The organism is Bacillus sp. TE8-1 (assembly GCF_008368855.1).
Taxonomy (GTDB): domain Bacteria; phylum Bacillota; class Bacilli; order Bacillales; family Bacillaceae_G; genus Bacillus_A; species Bacillus_A cereus.
Genome location: NZ_QPET01000024.1, coordinates 51261 through 70316, shown reverse-complemented (window position 1 = coordinate 70316; position 19056 = coordinate 51261). Strand labels below are relative to the sequence as shown.

Here is a 19056-nt window from a genome sequence, read left to right as displayed (position 1 = left end):
TGTTATGAAGGATAGCGAAAGGCTATCCTTCCCCTATATTTACAGACCTATATTTTGTTTCAAACCTTGATAACTCCCTGCATTTACAAAACCTTCACTTATAAGATTGATAAAAGTTTCCGAAAAACCATAATGACTTAAATCTTTAATCGGCACCATTTGCACATCATGAATTGGATTATGATCAAACTCGTTAGAAGGTAGCATAATTTCACCTTCAATCCTTTTAAGCAAAAACGTTATATGTAATAAAGACGGGCGAGCATCTGGTTTATCACAAACATAGAGTAGCTTCTGAATGTTAACTTCTAACCCTGTCTCTTCTCTCATTTCTCGAATCATTGCTTCCTCTAACGTTTCGCCATTCTCCACTCTTCCTCCAGGTAAAGACCAATTCCTATTAGCAACTTTTTGCTTTACTAGCAATAATTTTTCACCTTCAATTAAAATTCCCGTAACACGAACTTGCATTACATTTTCCATATGTAATCTCCTCTTCCCATTATATTTACAAATTAACCCTTCCATAAAAAGAACATACGTTTTATAATTAAAGAAAATTATGGAAGAAAGTAGTTGTTACATTCATGCGTCCACCTTTAACAAAGTCTATATCAATTGAAGATTTCCAAAACTATTATTGGTTAAAAGCAGAACTCCAAACATTTTGTCGTGAGAATGGGTTGCCAGCTAGTGGCTCTAAGATCGAAATAACCGAGCGTATCTCACATTATTTAACTACTGGTAAAATATTAAAAAACAGCTCTGTTCAAAAGGTGAGTAAAGCTTCCCTATCCTATAAAGACCTTTCTCTTCAAACGATTATTACTAACAATCACCGCTGTAGCGAAGAGGTTCGTGCTTTTTTCAAAGAAAAAATTGGAGCAAACTTCCGCTTTACAGTAGCTCTTCAAAAGTTTTTTAAAGACAATGTTGGAAAAACATATGAAGACGCGGTAGCTTTTTGGCATGAAGAAAACAAACGAAAAAAAGACCCTGCATACAAAACAACTATCGGTGCACAATTTGAATACAATCGCTTTACTCGTGACTTTTTCGAAGATCCAAATAATAAAGGGAAAGCAAAAGCTGATGCGATTGCTGCTTGGAACGAAATGAAAGCGAAACCTGGTAGTAATGTTTATGTTCCTCAAAAAGTAGAAAACTAGTTACCTCGCTAGTCTTCTACTTTCTCAAATAATAGCGCAATCCCTATCCCGCCTCCAATTCCTAATGTAGCAATTCCATATTTCATAGACTCTCTTTGTGCCTGATAAAACAAACGTGTTACAAGCATAGCACCAGATGCGCCGTACGGATGACCGAGCGCAATTGCTCCACCATTTACATTTACTTTTTCGTACGGAATTTGTAACTCTTTTGCGCAAGCAACAACTTTTGAGGCGAATGCTTCATTTATTTCAAAATAATCGATGTCCTCTACTTTTACATTCATTTCGTTTAATAATTTGTTCACCGCAAATATCGGACCAGTCCCTGGAAGATTAGGATCCACTCCCACTACAGCACTACGAACGAAACGAAGGACAGGTTTATACCCTAACTTTCGGGCTTGTCCCTCTTCCATTACAAGAACAGCACATGCCCCATCATTTACACCACATGAATTACCTGCCGTCACTGTTCCATTTTGTAAAAATGCGGGCTTTGTTCTTTTAATGATTCGTTCATAATTCATTTCTGGCTTTATAGATTCATCTAATAATCCATTAAAAGAAAATATTTCATCATGTATATATCCTTTTTCTAACGCTTGCAGTGTCCGCTTATAACTAAGACAAGCATACTCGTCTTGCATTTCTCTCGTTATATTATAACGCTCCGCAACATATTCAGCCGCTACTCCCATGTCAGGATCACCAATTGTTTCAGGTGAAAATCGTGCTCTTTTTTGAAAAGGTGACGTACTTGTACTCTCTACTCCCCCGGCGATATAACACTTACCTGCCCCGCCTTGAATGAGATGACACGCAGTTCGAATTGCTTCTAAACCAGCACCACATTGCCGATCAATCGTTACACCAGAAATATGATAGCCAAGTCCCGCCTCTAAAGCAGATAGTCTCGCAACATTCCCTCCTGGCCCAACAACATTACCTAATATGACATCATCTATTTCCCTCTCAATCCCTTTACTTAAAAACGTAAGAAGCGGCGTTGTTAATTGCTGAACTTCATACTCTTTTAACATCCCATTCTTCTTACCAATAGGTGTTCTTTTCGCCTCTACAATAACTGCTCTATTCATATATTTTCTCCCGGTTTTCAATCATACTTTTTGCTTCCATACGAGCGATTTTCCCACTATTTGTATAAGGTATTCCATCTACAAAATGCCATTCTTTCGGTATTTTAAACGAGGATAATCGTTGTAAGCAAAAACTCTTTAATTGTTGTTTTGTAGCACTTCCTTTTACGATCGCGACCGGCTTTTCACCCCAGTAACTATCTTTCACACCAATTACAACTATTTCATCAACAGCTGGGTGTTCATGTAATACACTTTCTATTTCTTCTGGATAAATATTGATTCCTCCAAATAAAATCATATTCTTCTCTCTACCAACAATATATATGAAGCCTTCTTCATCTTCATAGCCTATATCTCGCACTGTCATCCAGCCTTCTGCATTCAACTCCCGTGTTAAAACCCCATCTATTATGTATCCCATAAAAAACTGATCACTTTTCACATAAACAGTTCCTATTTCACCTTTTTGTACTTCTTCGCCTACTTCATTACATATTCGAACTTGCACATTATGACAAGGTTTTCCTACTGAATTTGGCCTTCTTTCGCTTTCTGCATCGACTAGTGCTGTTACAAAACTTAACTCTGATGCACCATAAAATTCATATCTTTTCGCATAAGGAAATATATTCTTTATTTTTTCTTTCGCTTCAGCTTCCCATTTCGCTCCTGATGAAATAATTTTCATTTTATTTTCTATTAATCTATTTTCTTTATATAAAGATTCAAGCATTGTCGGAACTGTATACATAACCGATATATTTTCAGTTTCTAACTTATCTAATACTTGATTCGGAATGAACTTTCTCATAATGTGCACTGTTTGTCCTACATATAATGCACTTATTGCCCCGTATAAGAAAAGAGAATGAACGAGCGTCCCAGCTATTAAAATTGAATCCTCCCTTTTCATATGAAAGTCATGTACATTACAATCAAAACTATGAACCCACGATTGCTGTGCACGTAAAAATGCTTTTGCTGTTCCTGTTGATCCTGATGTAAATCCCATATAAAAAGGAGCATGTTGTACACTTTCTACAGTGGAATATGTAGGAAGATATTTCTCTATCATTCTTTTCCACTCATCAATTTCAATTACTCTTCCTTCTTCATCCAATAGATCATTCACCTTATATCGTTCTGTCACAATCATATCCGGATTACTAATTTCAATTCTTTCTCTGAGCTCATCTTGTTTCCACTTTATATCTAACGGAACACAAATCCACCCGGCCATAGCGGCACCAGAAAATAGTTGTAAAAACTCTATACGATTTTCTAATAGGATTGCTATCGTTTTATTCTTCGATTTTTTTTCATTTAACCAGCTTGCTACTTTACAAACTGATTCAAACCACTCTTTATATGTTAAAACTCTATCATTTTCCTTTATCGCTATTTTATTTGGTTGTAAAGAGGCATGCTTTTTATATTCTTTTGTAATCCCCATATGAGACGTCCTTTCTTTACAATAATAATAAAAAGAAACACGCAATTAACGTGTTTCTTCCCTTTATCATCCCGCATTTGTATATTTTCCATTCTTTAAAGCGGGCGTAATAATATGTTTCAATGAACGATGTAATTTTGTTACGAGAACTGCCGCAATAATTGCTTTTATACAATCCCCTGGTAAAAACACAGCACTCACTTTCATTATCTCCCATACAGAAACATCCATTAAGAACGCTTGTACAGTAATACCAAATACATAAACTACGAAAATACCACCAATTATATTAATACATAATACTTTTATAATAGAAACTTCACGTAAACGCTCAATTAAATAACCAATAACAAACGCCCCAATGATGTAACCAAGTAAATATCCTGCACTTGGTCCAACAAATACACCAAGGCCACCACGTCCACCAGCAAGCAATGGTGCTCCAACTCCTACAATAAGTAAGAAAATAAGCTGACTTAACGCACCTAGACGTGATCCTAACAACCCACCCGCAAGCATAACACCGAGTGATTGCAATGTAATTGGAACTGGTGTAATAGAAAGAGCAATCGGAGGTATTAACCCTAACACTCCCATAATAGAACTAAATAAAGCGACGAAAACTAAATTTTTTGTATTCATATTTGCTTCTCCTATTTGTAAACTTAAAATTGTTTTTAGATAACATATCACAAAAATCATATTATCTTTCCACCCCTCTTTTGTCAACCGTTAATGTATTAGAGTTTACAAATAGAAGTTCACTTATTTCTCTCTATGCAAATGCTCCAGTTCTTTCCGAAGCGCCTGTTTTAAAAACTTCCCAACAGATGTTTTCGGTATTTCTTCCATAAAGACAATATCGTCTGGCAACCACCACTTCGCAAACTGTGGTTTTAAAAACTCATATATTTCTTCTTTTGTAACCGTACTATTTTTCTTTTGAACAACGCAGGCAATTGGTCGCTCTTGCCACTGAGGGTGAGGAACTGCAACGACAGCCGCTTCAAATATAGCATCATGTGCCATTAAAGCATTTTCAAGATCGACCGAAGAAATCCATTCTCCCCCGCTTTTAATAACATCCTTCGTACGGTCAACAATTTTCACGCAACCTTCCTCATCCACTGTGACAACATCACCAGTATATAACCATCCATCGCGAAAACCTTCGACAGTACGATCATCGTTATAATAGCTTTCAGCGATCCAAGGTGCTCGTAAACATAATTCTCCCATCTCAGTACCATCCCACTTCACGTCACCATTTGTACCGACTACTTTCATCTCGACACCAGGTACAAGATATCCTTGTTTAGAGCGAATTTCTAGTTGCTCTTCATACGATACTTCCGTTTCATAACTTTTTAAACGCGCAAGTGTTACGAGTGGACTCGTTTCAGTCATACCATATGCATGTATGAACGGAACATTATGTTTCTGTTCAAATGCTTTAATAACACTTTTCGGCGCAGCTGCACCTCCGCATAGTATTCTCGTCATACTAGATAAATCGTAACTATTATTTTCTAACTCTTGTAATACGCCGAGCCAAATTGTCGGCACACCCGCAGCTAACGTCACTTTTTCTGATTGAATCATCTCTAATAAAATTTTCGGAGTAAACATCGGTCCTGGAAGAACTTGTTTTGACCCAAACCAAGTAGCAGCGAAAGGAAGTCCCCAAGCGTTCACATGGAACATCGGTACAATCGCCATTGCAGCATCACTTTCCGATAAAGCAGCTGTATCCGCTAAACCGAGTGCCATACAGTGTAATACAGTACTACGATGCGTATATACAACACCTTTCGGATTTCCTGTAGTCGCTGACGTATAACACATACCAGCTGGTGTATTTTCATCAATATCTTTTACAAATTGGAAATTTGGATCGCTTTCTTCTAATAGCTTTTCATAATGATATACAGGCTTCAGCGTCGTATTTGGGAGTTCATCTTTATCCGTCAGAATAATGTAAGCTTGTACAGTTGATAATTGTGATTGAATATTTTCAACAAGCGGTACGAGATCTTCATCTATAAGTAGAATTCGGTCTTCTGCGTGCTGAATAATATATGAAATATGTTGAGGAGATAAACGAATGTTAATTGTGTGCAAAACAGAAGCAATACCTGGAATAGCAAAATACGCTTCCACATGCCGATGATGGTTCCACGCTAATGTTCCTACACGTTCACCTTCTTTAATTCCAAGCTTTTTCAACGCACTGGAGAGTCTTCTCGTCCTTTCCCCTAACTGCTTATACGTTAACGTTGTAACTGTATCATGCGTCCGTGAAACAATTTCTTTCTTCGAAAACAGTTTCTCTGCTCTTTCCATCATAGAACTAATTGTTAGCGGTACATTCATCATCATATTGGTTATGTCCCCCTTTAAAACGTTTTCATTTTTTCGTTTATTATAACAGACTTCCGCAAATGATTACGATATTTTTCTGTATTTTCTGAATTATTTCTTTGGAAATAATTCAGAACGATAAACTATCTATCTTTTTTCTTACTTTCGTTTTCAGTTTAAAAATAAAACGATTACTGTATTCCTTATTTTCTACTAAAATTCGATATATCTCCCATACTCCTAACACACGAACAAAAAGATAAACTCCGATTTGTTGTTATCAAAATAAAAAAACTCCTTGATTCATTTAAAGGAGTTTTCAATGTAAGATATTTCATTGATTCACATATCCTTCTCTAGATATACAATATCTTTTTGTATCGCGATTCTTACCTTTAATAAACATATCCTTCTGAATTGTATATTTGTACTCCATATTCAAACGTTTCATTAATTTTTCAGATGCTTCATTTTCTGAATCACATCCCGCTTCAATACTATTAAGATGCAACTCATGAAAACCATAGTAGAAAAAAGCTAATGCAGCCTCCGTGGCTAATCCTCTTCCCCAATATTTTCGAGATAAGGCGTATGCAATTTCTGCTGTATGTGTGACCAAATCATATTTTATAAATCCACACGTACCTATAAGTTTTTTCTCCTCTTTTAATACAATTCCAAGAGGTGCTACTTGCCCTTCATTATATTGCCCCACAATTTCTTCTACATAGTTATATGTGTCACATAACGATCGATGGGCATCCCATACAGTAAAAGTTGTCATCTCTTTATCTGTAGCATACTCATATATATGTAAACTATCACTCATATTCATTTTCCTTAACATAAGTCGTTTCGTATACAACGTTGGATATGACCATTTCTCAATGATCATAACGGCTTCTGCTTAAACTTTTCATAATGTCGTACTTTTAATAGAAGGATATTCCCGCAATCTGTACAAATATAAGCATCCACCGGTGAAGATGTGAACATCGTTTCCTTTTTCCGTATTTGTGCATATCCGACAAACTCACCTTCTCCTATGTTTTGAGAACCACAATTAGAGCATGTCTGCACGGTTTTTTGTTTCATGAGAGCACCACCTTTAATCTGTTTCCACTCCCTTCGACAGCTCACTTCCATTTCCCTTCCAAAAAACCTCTTATTCTCTCACATTTCAACAGGAATCTCAAAACAAAAATCGTATATGTACTATGAAATATATTTATTAACGGAGGAATTTTATGACTACTGTTATGACACTCGATATAGCAACAGAAATTGAAAATGCAGAAATTGATATGCTCTCTTCTAGATTAGAGAGACTACAAACAATAAGCGGAAACCCAATGCAAGTGCAAATGAAAAATTTCGGTAGTGCCACTGCCTTTTCATCAAAAATAATTGCCGGTCCTGCTTTTAATACGGTAAAAGGTATTACAAATGCAGATGCGATTGATGCAATTATTTCTTATTATGAATCACTACAAATTCCTTGCCGTTTTGAAATTACACCAGCGCAAGGCACAACTGAACTATTTCAATACTTATCTCAAAAAGGTTTTTACCAATCTAGCTTCCATACTGCTTTGTATATTATACCGAGAGAGAGTTCATCACTTCTTCCTTCTAATATTACATTACGAAAACTGAAAGAAAATGAATTTGATATTTTTGCAGACATATATGTACGTGGATTTAATATGCCATCCTTTACAAAAGATAGCGTACGCCAAAATAATGAAATTCTTTACAATGAACCAGGATGGCATTTTTTCATAGCTGAAGTTCAAAATATCCCTGCTGGTATTGGTGTCCTGTATATAAATAAAGGTGTCGCATCATTAGCTGCTTCTGCTACTTTACCAGAATTTCAGCGTAAAGGCTGTCACACTGCATTAATTCAAAAACGAATTAAGACAGCTATTGAATCCAATTGTACTTTAATAGTTGGACAAGCAAGGTTCGGTAGCGGCAGTCAAAATAACATGGAACGTGCCCACATGAAAATTGCTTATACAAAATCAATATGGACCGCAAAAGACATATAATTTACTTTATTTCTCCTTCCGTTACATTTTTAAACATTTTATGACAAATCCTTTTCTATCCTATTAATCATTTGAATATTCAAACTAGATTTGTTACGATATTACTAGATACATCATTCAACTTGCAATATGAAAAGAGAATTCTAATCAAACTACAAGGAGGAGAAATGTATGACTAAACATGATCATGGTTTAAAAGAAAAAGTAGAAGGTGCCATTGATAAGGTAAAAGGTGAAGTAAAAGAAGTTGTTGGGAAAGTAACTGACAATAAGAAATTACAAGCTGAAGGAAAATGGGATAAGGTGAAAGGCACTGCTAAAGATACAGTTGGTAATGTGAAAGAAAAAGTACATGAATATAAGGAACATAAGAAAGAAAAATAAAAAAGAGCCCATCGGCTCTTTTTTTATTTCGCTTCATTCTTCTCTAACACGTATAAATCTTCTTCCATATTCGTTAATTTCTCACTTACAAGCTTTCTTGCATCTCCAATTGCTTGATTGTATGCAAATGGTCCAACTAATTTAATCATTTCTTCTATTAAACGCTCTGCTTGGAAACGTCCAATTTCATCTAGATCTTCTTCCATGAAAAATTGCTGAATTTGCGCTACAAGCTCTTCTTTTTTATCATTTGGTATTTTTATATTCATCATCGTTGTTACTCCTCTATATTTAAGATAATATCTTCCTTAACTCTACCATAGAAAAACAATTACCAGGACAGCTTTTTGTAACTCCTTCTAACTCCCTATGACCTAGTATATTTTCTTTCTTTATAGCAAATTGCTTCATAAACAGTTTACATAAAGAATATAATGCATTCACTTGTGCAGGAGTTGGATCGTATTTATCGAAATTTCCCGTCATACATATTCCAATTGTATGGCGGTTATGGTCTTTCGCGTGCGCTCCAATATGTAAACCTCGTCCTTCCACTACAGTTCCATCCTTTTCGATAAAATAGTTGTAACCAATTCCGCTCCACCCCCTTACAGTTTGATGAAATTCATGCGTTTTATACACGTCCCATCCATCTTCAGCTGTATGGTGAATAATCAGTTTGTTTACTTTTTCTAAAGGAACTAATTCATCTTGAAATGTTAGATTGACACGTTTAATTTCCATTTGAACTGCCTCCTCTTAAAAATCAATCATAATAATCGTTTTATCATCTGGCCTTATTCTCTTTTCCGCTTCTAGCTCTTCAATAATTGCTATATATTCGTTTATACTATTCTTTCTTATATATGCAACAGTTTGTTCTAATGACCAATCTGGGTGAAATAACCCGTCTGAACAAATAAAAATCCCACTCACTTCATCTGTATGTAATTCACCATGTTGTAAATAATGTATCGCTTCTTTCATTCCATTTGCAACTGAATAACCATTTGGCATATTTGCAAGATAACGATTGTATTTTAACTGTTCTCGAACATCTTGAAAAACATATTCTTCTGGTACAGATAACCCTTTTTTACGATCTTCTTCCCTCTTCTTTTTTGCTCTTTTACTAATTCCTTCAACTGTGTCTTTCGTTAATACTTGCATCGTTCCATTTTGAAAAGTTGCGACAATCATACAGTCCCCAAGCTGCGCATATTCAATTTTCTCACCAACTATTTGGACTGCCGCGATACATGTGCACCACAAATGCTCTTTTTTTCTCGTGTCTACTTCATATTCTAACATTTTGCTTTGCAATGCTTCATTTGCTCTGGCAACTGCAAATTGTAAACTATGATTCTCTCGTAATGCAGTAAAATAACTTGCAAATAAATGCGAAGCGATGTATGCTCCATTATGTCCCTTTTCATCACGAAACGGGACAAGTGGTGTTGCACCGTCACATACACCATAAATCTTTTTATCTTTATTACAAAAATAAGAATCCTCACATTCTTGCTTCAACGGGCTTTTCTGTTGATATGTTTTTATCTTCACAACTGTATCCCCTTTCAAATGATAAAATACTCAAATTCTTTCGATTAATCTAATTTACCAAAATAAACTGTTTTTACCCAAAACTTTCAATATCATATATAATCTTGAAATAATATGAATTTTTCAGTGAAGGACGGGAAAGAAATGGTCAGATTCCTTGGTGTTATTATCGGTTCTATTATTATTGCGGTTGCCTTTAATCTTTTCCTTATCCCCCACAAAATTTTAAGTAGTGGAATTGGCGGAATTGCTATTATTTTAGGGATTGTAACCCCTGTAAACACAGGCATTATTAACTTTGTATTAAACTTACCTATCCTTATTTTAGGGTACATAGGCCTTGGAAAAAAAGTAATTTTTAACACAGTTGTCTCTGTAGTTGTATTATCTGTTGCATTATACTACGTTCCAGTAAAAGTCGTAGCAACAGATCCATTGTTATCTTCTATCTTCGGAGGTGTAATCGCCGGAGCTGGTATTGGTCTTGTTTTTAACTGTAATGGATCCACTGGTGGATTTGATATTATCGGTATGCTTTTATCCCGCAAGCGAGACATTAAACTTGGCGGATTCCTTATTATTTTAAATGCAGTCGTTGTAATAATCGCAGGATTCTTCTTCACCTGGGATGTTGCACTTACAAGCTTACTTTCAATTTATGTAACTGGTAAAGTAATTGATGCTGTTCATACAAAACATCGTAAAGTTACACTTATGATTGTAACAAATGAAGCAGAAAAAATGAAAAAACAACTTCTTTCAACTGTTGTACGTGGAATAACGTTACTTGATGGCGAAGGTGCTTATTCAAGCGAGAAAAAGCGTGTACTTATGACCGTCGTTTCTCGTGAAGAATTAGCAAGTATGAAACTAACAATTTCTGAAATTGACCCGAATGCTTTCGTTAATATTACAGAAACTGTAGAAGTGTTAGGACTTTTCAGAAGAAGTTAAAGACTAGGTGGGAATCCACCTAGTCTTTATTTTGCATAAATTCAATTCGGTTTCCAAATGGATCTGACACGTAAAATCGAATTACATCTGGCCGTACATAATCATCAATCACTTTAACACCTTGCTCTATAAGTGTTTGCTTAAATTCATTAATTTCATTCACATAAAAAGCTGGATGAGCCTTTTTAGCTGGTATAAAGTTCCGCTCGACACCAATATGGATTTCTTGATTTCCGCATTTAAACCAACATCCACCTCGTTTTTTCAACTCTTCTGGCTTTGGAATTTCTTCCATACCAATCGTATTCCCATAAAAATCACGCGCCTCTTCTTCACACCCTACAGGTGCAGCTACTTGCACGTGATCAATCCCTTGAATATAATTTTTCATTTTCTCTCCCCCTCCTCTACCCTAATGTTATACGGAAAACAGCCGTCTGTAACTTACAAAAGGTTTATAAAACAATATAAGCTCCCCTTATTACCATCCTGCACTCACCTTACAAAAAATAAAAAAACAAAATTTATTCTATAACTTCCATTTTTTATAGAAATACACATTACATCTATATTATAGTTATGAATAGACAAATCTTTTTAGATGCTATTTGTACGGAGGAACTATTATGAGTCGTAAAAAATATTCACCAACTCAAAAAAAACGTCATCCGAACATTTCTAGACGTTTGCGAAACCATATACAAGATCGTTCATTAACAGAAATGTACGCATCTCTGTTCGAACACAATCCTGATAGTATTATTTCATTAAATTTAGAAGGAGTTATTCTACATATAAATCCTTCTGCCGAAAGAATATTAGGTTACACTTCTTTAGAATTAGAACAGAAAAATATTACCTCTATTTTAGAAGCCCATATTTCTGAGCAAGTATTACAAAATATAAAGAATACTGAAGCGGATAATCAACAAGAGTATATCTTATCTATTTATCATAAAAATGGATTCTTATTAGATGTTGTGACAAAACTAGTTCCTATTTTTGTTCAAAATCGTCTTACTGGCGTATATGCTATTATGAAGCCGCTTGAAAAATCAGAAAGAATTGAGAATATGCTAAAAGAAAGTGAGAAGAGATTACGTACATTAGTAAACTCCATGCCTGCGTTTGTTATATTTAAAGATCATGAAGGGCGCTGGCTTGAGGCAAATGACTACGCACTTTCTTGCTTCAATTTCCATCATGTACCTTACCACGGGAAAAAAGATAGCGAACTCATTCAATATAATGAAGCATACCGAGAAGCTTTTTTACATTGTGAAGAAATCGATGAACTAGCATGGCAACAAAGACAAATTCTTCATGGCGAGGAATTTATTATACATAGAGATGATTTCGATCTAATCTTAAGTATATCAAAAGTCCCGCTTTATCATCCTGACGGTTCTCGCAAAGGTCTTATCGTGATGGGGAGAGATGTTACTGAGCTAAAAGAAACTGAAAAGTTACTACGAAAATCAGAGAAGCTCGCAGTAGTCGGACAACTGACAGCTGGAATTGCCCATGAAATTCGAAATCCACTCACTTCTCTAAAAGGTTTTCTAACGTTGCTCCTCCCTGAAATAAATGAGGAGCAAAAATGGTATATCGATGTTATGTTAAGTGAGATTTCACAAATGGAATCCATCACGAGTCAATTTATGGCGATGTCTAAGCCACAAGTATTATCTATCCAAACTTGTAACATACAAACTTTAATTGAAGAGGTAGTTACATTTATTTTACCGACTGCAATTATGCATAGCGTTCATATCATCATGGATCATTTTGATTACGTATATGATATTCAATGTGACGGTAACCAATTAAAACAAGTTTTTATAAACATATTAAAAAATGCGATAGAAGCAATGCCAAATGGCGGAAATATTTTCATCCAAACAAAACCATTAGAGAATAATTTCATCTTAATACGAATTATCGATGAAGGTTGTGGCATTCCAGAAGATCGTATCTCCCGTCTAGGCGAACCTTTTTATAGTTTAAAAGAAAAAGGCACAGGACTAGGATTAATGATGTGTTACAAAATAATTGAAGAACATCATGGTAAATTACACATTTCAAGCGAATTAAATAAAGGTACAATTGTTGATATTGAGCTACCACTTTCTTCATCTCACCTTGCAATTCAGTCTTAAATAAAAAAGAAGCATCTGCTAATCGTTAGCAGATGCTTCTTTTTTAAAATGCTTTGTCATACCACTCTTTTGCTTTTTCTACTTCACCCATCGTTAATTGATGCCCTCGATTTTCCCAATGCATTGTTACATTCGCATTTGCATTTTCTAATAGTACCTTCAATTCCTCTGACTCTGCTGATGAACAAATTGGGTCATTTGTCCCAGCAGCAATAAACACAGATTTCCCTGCTAAATTTGCTAATTGCATTCCTCTTCTAGGCACCATTGGGTGATGAAGCACAGCACCTTTTAATGCATTCTCATAATGGAATAATAAGCTTGCTGCGATATTTGCCCCATTCGAATAACCGATAGCTACAATGTTATTTCTATCGAATTTATATTCTTTAGCCGCTTCATCTAAAAATTCATTTAATTCCTTCGTACGGAAAATTAAATCCTCTTCATCAAAAATGCCCTCTGCTAATCGGCGGAAGAAACGCGGCATCCCATTCTCTAACACATTTCCCCTAACGCTTAATACCGACGCTTCCGGATCAACTATTTCTGCAAGTGGTAGTAAATCTAATTCATTACCACCTGTGCCATGAAGTAATAACAACACTGGTTTTGACGTATCTTTTCCTTTTTGAAAAACATGTTTCATCATAATCCTTTTCCCCCTTCAATCACTTTAATCTAAATTTCTCACTTCAAATGGTAAAAGCGTTTGTTCAATCTGTTTTCTATGTTGTTCATATTGTTCCGGTAACTTTAATTCCTCACCCATCGTCTCTAACGATTCATCATGAGCGAAACCAGGAGGATCTGTTGCAATTTCAAATAAGATTTCACCATGTTCTCTAAAATAAATCGCATTAAAATAATTTCGATCTTGTACAGGAGTTACGTGATATCCAAAACGCGACACATGCTCTTTCCAGTCTAGCTGATCAGCATCGTCACTCGCTCTCCAGGCAATATGATGAACTGTGCCAACGCCCATTTGGCCACGACCGATTGTTGATAATTTCAAATCAATAATATTTCCAATGTCAGCAGAAGAACGGAATCGAACAAATTCACCCTCTTCTCCAATTTTCTCAAGACCCATAATATGTTCTAACAATTCAGCAGTTTTTTGAGGCTGTGTAGATAAAAGAACAGCACCTCCAAACCCTTTAATTGCTACTTCTGGTGTAACTTCTCCAAAACTCCAATTATTTAATTCGCCTTTTTCTCTTTCAACTAATTCTATATGCAAACCATGCGGATCATCAAATTCTAAATACTGCTCTCCAAAACGAGTCATTTTTGTATACGAAACATCGAATTTTTCTAATCTATTTTCCCAAAACTCCATTGCACCTTTTGGTACAACGTAAGATGTAATTCCTACTTGACCATCTCCAATAATACCTTGACGAGCACCTGCCCATGGGAAAAACGTAATAATTGTTCCAGGCTTTCCTCCTTCATTTCCAAAATAAAGATGGTACGTACCTGGATCATCAAAATTCACTGTTTGTTTCACTAAACGTAACCCCAATACACCAGCATAAAAGTCTACATTTTCTTGTGGATGCCCTACAATCGCTGTAATATGATGGATTCCCGTTGTTTTCTTTTCCATTTCTTCCACTCCTTTTTTATTTCATTATAAAAATTCTTTTACATTTAAATTCATTATTCATTTTGTCCATGCTACAAAGTAAAATCCGTCATTATAATTTTATCTCGAATTCGAGATATTAATCACAAAATTACGTATCGGCGTCTAACCTATCGAATTATCTCGAACTTAAGATTTATTATAAGTTACTTATTTTTTATTGTCAATAAGTCCTTACTTTCATTTTACATGTAAAATGAGTAAACGCTATTCACCGTTTACTCTTTTTGCAAATCATTTCTTTTCTTCTTCCAGTACTGCTTCCATCTCATTAAATTCACGATGAACTGCCTTAACGGGTTCTTTCGTTAATAAACTTACAACGATAACAGTTAATAAACTACAGAAGAATCCCGGTACCATTTCATACATAGTCGCTTTTAAACTTGGAATTTGTACCCAAGTGATAACAACTAATGCACCGACAATCATCCCAGCAAGAACGCCCCATTTGTTCGTTCTCTTCCAATATAAACTTAATAAAATTGCTGGTCCAAATGCTGATCCAAATCCTGCCCAAGCATATCCAACAAGCGTTAAAATTGTATCACTCGGATGATACGCTAAAACAACTGCAATCATCGCTACAACTAATACTGACAGCCTACCGATAAATACAAGTTCTTTATCACTTGCGTTACGACGGAAAAATGTTTTATAGAAATCTTCCGTTACTGCACTTGAAATAACAAGTAATTGTGAGGAAATACTACTCATAATCGAAGCCAAAATAGCTGATAATAAAAATCCTGTAATATACGGATGGAATAAAATATTTGAGAATGTTACAAAGACCATTTCTGGGTCTTGTAATGTCGCATTATTTTTAGCATAATAGGCGATACCAATTAGACCAGTAAGCATTGCACCTATAATTGAGATCGTCATCCAACCGATACCGATTCTACGAGAAGTTTTTAAATCTTTAATAGAGGTAATTGCCATAAAGCGGACAATAATATGTGGTTGACCAAAATATCCAAGGCCCCATGCTAAAAATGAAATAATACCAAGTATTGTGGTCCCTTTAAACATATCTAAATGCGATGCATCGACTTGCTTAATCGTATTAAATGTTTCTGTTACACCACCGACATCCGTAAAAGCAACAATTGGCACTAGTACAAGCGCAATAAACATAATACAACCTTGCACAAAGTCCGTCCAACTTACGGCTAGAAAGCCACCAAATAGTGTATACGCAACAACGACACCTACTGTTACAAATAAACCAATTTTATAATCAAGGTTAAAAGAATTTTCAAACAAACGTCCACCTGAAACTAAACCAGCCGATGCATAAAATGTGAAAAATACTAAAATGACGATAGCGGAGACAAAACGAAGTATTTTCGTACGATCTTTAAACCGATTCTCTAAAAAGTCTGGAATCGTAATTGAATCATTTGCCACTTCTGTATACGTTCGTAAACGCGGGGCAATGATTAAATAGTTTGCATACGCACCTATTAATAAACCTATCGCAATCCATACACTTGATAATCCTGTTGCATACATCGCACCAGGTAATCCCATTAGCATCCAACCACTCATGTCAGAAGCACCAGCTGATAAAGCTGTAACTGCTGGGCCGAGTCCCCTCCCGCCTAACATATAATCTGATAAATCGGATGTCTTCTTATAAGACCAATATCCGATATACAACATACCTGCCATATAAATAGCAAGCGAAACCATAATTTCAATCTTCACCAAATCTCTCCCTTAGTCCATAAGCCATTCAAAATTTCGAAAAATGACTTTTTCTATTTTCTTGTTTTCGCTTATGGTTCCCTACCTTAACAAACATTTTTTGTTCTTTCAAGTGAACGAGCACTTTTCATTACATGTGAAAACCTTTATAAACGCCTTTATCCCAGTGGATTACAATGATTTTTCAAGAGATTAAAGTAATAATATTCTGAAAATTAAAGGGTGTTTTTTCACACCTTATTTTCATTCCTTTACCCGATAAATTTTAAAAACTAAAAGCCATACAAATGTATGACTTTTAGCTTATTGACGTCTCAAATTTTGCTTTCTCTACATATACTTTACGAAATTTCATATAGCATCCAATACGCCAAGGTACTATATAACAAACCGCAAGAGTGTAGAAAAGAATGCCGATTGACTTTGGATCTAGACCTTGTAAATGTCTTCTAAAATAAGCACGTAAAAGAACGATAACTAAAAATGTAGCAATAAAAGCGATACTTTTTTTTGCATAAATTTGACCATCTTCTCTGACTTCATACCCACTTAAAATAATAAGTGGAATTGACAATAACAGTCCGATCCCAGCAGCTATACCAATTTGCCAACCAGCAAGTTGTATCGGTGCTGCGTATAAAGAAAAACCTGGTAATAAGAAGAATAATGGCAATAGTAGTCGTCTTCCTTTATTATTAATTGGTCGATTCATAGAGCGCATGCGTCTAAATATAACGAGCCCTATGACGAGTAAAAAAATTGTAATACTGTACGAACCTTGCTGCAAGTGAATCTCTCCCTAAAAATAGTCATTTTTAAAAATACTTCCCTATTATACTCCTAATTTTTCCAAAAATATGATTATTCCTTAAAAAAATCTTACATATCAAATATACTTTTAGGTTTGATTTACTATAGGAAACAATTCCGAAAGAGGAACTACTCTCCCCACCTCGTCTTTAAAAACAATATGCTCTCTAGTTAAATGGCGCGGGCTCTTCACTCCCGCCGCTGCCGCTAATGAAAATAAACTATATCTCATACTAATAATATAATTCATGACTCGCCACTTCTTCTCATACGGATCTAACGCTTTTTGATAATGCGGATTCGTCGTGGCTACACCAGATGGACATTGGCCAGAATTACATTGAAGGGCCATAATACAGCCGCTTGCCATCATAAATCCGCGGGCTGAACTTACAGCATCCGCCCCAATCGCTAAAGCAATCGCCACTTTATCTGGTGTGATTAATTTACCCGATGCAAATACTTTAAACTTGTTACGAACACCATAATGGTTTGCTGTATCAATAAATGTAAGTAATGCTGGAATAAGCGGCAGTCCCATATAATCTGCCATCGATTTATACGTTGCCCCTGACCCGCCTTCTGAACCGTCGATTGTAATAAAATCTGGGTAAATGTTTAGTTCTTTCATTGTTTTTATTAAATCTTCCAAAGGCTCCTGCTGACCAATTACAATTTTCATTCCAACTGGTTTACCGCTGTTTTCTTGCAACTGTTGAATAAAACAAAGTGTATCCGCTGCATTCTTTAAAAATGAAAATCGATTCGGTGAATTAATCGTCTCTCCCTTTCGGACGTTGCGAACAGAAGCAATTTTCTCATTTACTTTTTGCCCCTCTAAATGACCACCACGTATTTTAGCACCTTGCCCAAATTTCAATTCGAATGCTCTAATATTACTTTCTTTCGCTTTCTCCATGAATTTTCCCATTGAAAAATTACCGTCTTCATCACGGTATCCAAATAACCCTGGACCAATTTGCGCAACGATATTCGCTCCTGTATGTAAATGTTCTGGAATAACGCCACCTTCACCCGTATTAATCCACGATCCGCCTGCCATTTTTGCTCCAAAACCACTCGCTAAAATATAATTTTCTCCAATCGCACCGTAAGAAGTCGCAGATGCACCAAACATGCCATGTAGCTTCCACGGATATTTACGGTTCTCACCGACTATAATTGCATCATCTTCTTCGTACAGCCAAAGATTCGTTGTATCCGCTGTCAATTTTTCTCTTCTTGAAAATAACCCTTCTTTATGAATCACGTACTTTTTACCTTCCCGCTCTTGCGTGAGATTCACACTTAATTCCTCAGTTAATATCGGAAATAATGTATTAGCAATATAATATCCAGAAGCTTCAAAATCTCGTTTTGATCCAAAACCAAGTATTTCAGAGCGATATTTCGCTAAAAACATAACACTTTGAAAATCATAACGTGAGAAAGGCTTTCCATCCGTATCATGATCAAACCAATATTGTCGAAATTCAGGCCCTATCTTTTCCAGTAAGTAGCGCATTCTTCCTAAGTACGGATGTAATTTTAAAATAGAATGGTGTGTTCGTTTTTTTATAAAAAATGTAATGATAAAAAAGACGATTAAAAGCAACATTAAAAATAGTAATATACTAATAATAACGAGTAGCGTTTCACTCATCCCGCTTCCCCCTATG

The 19056-nt window shown here is 35.6% G+C and carries 21 protein-coding genes and 1 pseudogene; 5 read left to right on the top strand and 17 right to left on the bottom strand.

Annotation, left to right across the window (positions count from 1 at the left end; genetic code table 11):
- Positions 1 to 39: 39 nt before the first annotated feature.
- Positions 40 to 483 (bottom strand): NUDIX hydrolase, encoded by a 444-nt coding sequence (locus DN404_RS22415; RefSeq protein ID WP_006927347.1) that lies wholly within the window; start codon positions 481 to 483, stop codon positions 40 to 42.
- Positions 484 to 587: 104 nt separating this feature from the next.
- Here DN404_RS22415 and DN404_RS22410 point away from each other — a divergent pair, with 104 nt between their 5' ends.
- Entirely contained in the window at positions 588 to 1169 is a 582-nt protein-coding gene (locus tag DN404_RS22410) for a DUF6434 domain-containing protein (protein WP_001247730.1), read from the top strand.
- Positions 1170 to 1177: 8 nt separating this feature from the next.
- On the opposite strand, the gene DN404_RS22405 is transcribed toward DN404_RS22410, so the two are convergent.
- From DN404_RS22405 to DN404_RS22375, 7 genes and pseudogenes are all read right to left on the bottom strand, one after another.
- Positions 1178 to 2269: an acetyl-CoA C-acyltransferase gene (locus DN404_RS22405; protein WP_149215483.1), complete on the bottom strand. Its 1092-nt coding sequence runs from the start codon at positions 2267 to 2269 to the stop codon at positions 1178 to 1180.
- Positions 2262 to 3725, bottom strand: a complete 1464-nt coding sequence (locus tag DN404_RS22400; RefSeq protein ID WP_149215482.1) for an acyl-CoA synthetase — start codon at positions 3723 to 3725, stop codon at positions 2262 to 2264. The genes DN404_RS22405 and DN404_RS22400 overlap by 8 nt, the downstream gene beginning before the upstream one ends.
- A 66-nt stretch (positions 3726 to 3791) precedes the next feature.
- Positions 3792 to 4367 carry a biotin transporter BioY gene (locus tag DN404_RS22395; protein WP_001093333.1) on the bottom strand — a complete coding sequence of 192 codons (576 nt, stop codon included), beginning with the start codon at positions 4365 to 4367 and terminating at the stop codon, positions 3792 to 3794.
- 123 nt (positions 4368 to 4490) lie between these two features.
- The gene (locus DN404_RS22390; protein WP_149215481.1) at positions 4491 to 6104 is read right to left on the bottom strand and encodes a long-chain fatty acid--CoA ligase; all 1614 of its coding nucleotides are present in this window, start codon (positions 6102 to 6104) and stop codon (positions 4491 to 4493) included.
- A 112-nt stretch (positions 6105 to 6216) separates the two neighbouring features.
- Positions 6217 to 6357, bottom strand: a pseudogene (locus DN404_RS22385) (helix-turn-helix domain-containing protein); the annotation flags it as partial.
- A gap of 63 nt (positions 6358 to 6420) precedes the next feature.
- Positions 6421 to 6981 (bottom strand): GNAT family N-acetyltransferase, encoded by a 561-nt coding sequence (locus DN404_RS22380; protein WP_140159392.1) that lies wholly within the window; start codon positions 6979 to 6981, stop codon positions 6421 to 6423.
- Positions 6978 to 7181 carry a hypothetical protein gene (locus DN404_RS22375; RefSeq protein ID WP_000810948.1) on the bottom strand — a complete coding sequence of 68 codons (204 nt, stop codon included), beginning with the start codon at positions 7179 to 7181 and terminating at the stop codon, positions 6978 to 6980. The genes DN404_RS22380 and DN404_RS22375 overlap by 4 nt, the downstream gene beginning before the upstream one ends.
- Before the next feature lie 152 nt (positions 7182 to 7333).
- Here DN404_RS22375 and DN404_RS22370 point away from each other — a divergent pair, with 152 nt between their 5' ends.
- Both DN404_RS22370 and DN404_RS22365 read left to right on the top strand, forming a co-directional pair.
- Positions 7334 to 8140: a GNAT family N-acetyltransferase gene (locus DN404_RS22370; RefSeq protein ID WP_149215480.1), complete on the top strand. Its 807-nt coding sequence runs from the start codon at positions 7334 to 7336 to the stop codon at positions 8138 to 8140.
- Positions 8141 to 8311: 171 nt separating this feature from the next.
- A complete protein-coding gene (locus DN404_RS22365; protein ID WP_000160410.1) occupies positions 8312 to 8524 on the top strand; it encodes a CsbD family protein in 213 nt (70 codons plus the stop codon).
- A 23-nt stretch (positions 8525 to 8547) separates the two neighbouring features.
- Here the strand turns inward: DN404_RS22365 and DN404_RS22360 are convergent, their stop codons facing one another.
- Genes DN404_RS22360 through DN404_RS22350 form a run of 3 tightly spaced genes read right to left on the bottom strand, consistent with a single transcriptional unit; the run spans position 8548 to position 10105 of the window.
- Positions 8548 to 8796, bottom strand: coding sequence for a DUF2164 domain-containing protein (locus tag DN404_RS22360; RefSeq protein ID WP_000981065.1), 249 nt, complete (start codon positions 8794 to 8796; stop codon positions 8548 to 8550).
- A 19-nt stretch (positions 8797 to 8815) separates the two neighbouring features.
- Entirely contained in the window at positions 8816 to 9268 is a 453-nt protein-coding gene (locus tag DN404_RS22355; RefSeq protein WP_149215479.1) for a peptidoglycan recognition protein family protein, read from the bottom strand.
- A gap of 15 nt (positions 9269 to 9283) precedes the next feature.
- Entirely contained in the window at positions 9284 to 10105 is an 822-nt protein-coding gene (locus DN404_RS22350; RefSeq protein ID WP_149215478.1) for a protein phosphatase 2C domain-containing protein, read from the bottom strand.
- Positions 10106 to 10231: 126 nt separating this feature from the next.
- On the opposite strand from DN404_RS22350, the gene DN404_RS22345 reads away from it, so the two are divergent.
- Positions 10232 to 11041: a YitT family protein gene (locus DN404_RS22345; protein WP_000251344.1), complete on the top strand. Its 810-nt coding sequence runs from the start codon at positions 10232 to 10234 to the stop codon at positions 11039 to 11041.
- Between the two features lie 19 nt (positions 11042 to 11060).
- Here the strand turns inward: DN404_RS22345 and DN404_RS22340 are convergent, their stop codons facing one another.
- Entirely contained in the window at positions 11061 to 11432 is a 372-nt protein-coding gene (locus DN404_RS22340) for a VOC family protein (RefSeq protein ID WP_149215477.1), read from the bottom strand.
- 235 nt (positions 11433 to 11667) lie between these two features.
- Between DN404_RS22340 and DN404_RS22330 the strand changes: the two genes are divergently transcribed.
- Positions 11668 to 13200 (top strand): BA3702 family sensor histidine kinase, encoded by a 1533-nt coding sequence (locus DN404_RS22330; RefSeq protein ID WP_149149872.1) that lies wholly within the window; start codon positions 11668 to 11670, stop codon positions 13198 to 13200.
- A 43-nt stretch (positions 13201 to 13243) separates the two neighbouring features.
- On the opposite strand, the gene DN404_RS22325 is transcribed toward DN404_RS22330, so the two are convergent.
- The 5 genes from DN404_RS22325 to DN404_RS22305 form a co-directional block, all read right to left on the bottom strand.
- A complete protein-coding gene (locus tag DN404_RS22325; RefSeq protein WP_000975488.1) occupies positions 13244 to 13852 on the bottom strand; it encodes an alpha/beta hydrolase in 609 nt (202 codons plus the stop codon).
- A 24-nt stretch (positions 13853 to 13876) separates the two neighbouring features.
- Positions 13877 to 14815 (bottom strand): ring-cleaving dioxygenase, encoded by a 939-nt coding sequence (locus tag DN404_RS22320; protein WP_000412754.1) that lies wholly within the window; start codon positions 14813 to 14815, stop codon positions 13877 to 13879.
- Positions 14816 to 15088: 273 nt separating this feature from the next.
- Positions 15089 to 16567, bottom strand: a complete 1479-nt coding sequence (putP, locus tag DN404_RS22315; protein WP_000687591.1) for a sodium/proline symporter PutP — start codon at positions 16565 to 16567, stop codon at positions 15089 to 15091.
- A gap of 298 nt (positions 16568 to 16865) precedes the next feature.
- On the bottom strand, positions 16866 to 17354 hold the full coding sequence (locus tag DN404_RS22310) for a cytochrome c biogenesis protein CcdC (protein WP_001183922.1): 489 nt from the start codon (positions 17352 to 17354) through the stop codon (positions 16866 to 16868).
- A gap of 111 nt (positions 17355 to 17465) precedes the next feature.
- Complete coding sequence (locus DN404_RS22305; RefSeq protein ID WP_006927376.1) at positions 17466 to 19040, bottom strand: FMN-binding glutamate synthase family protein; 1575 nt, start codon at positions 19038 to 19040, stop codon at positions 17466 to 17468.
- Positions 19041 to 19056 lie beyond the last annotated feature (16 nt).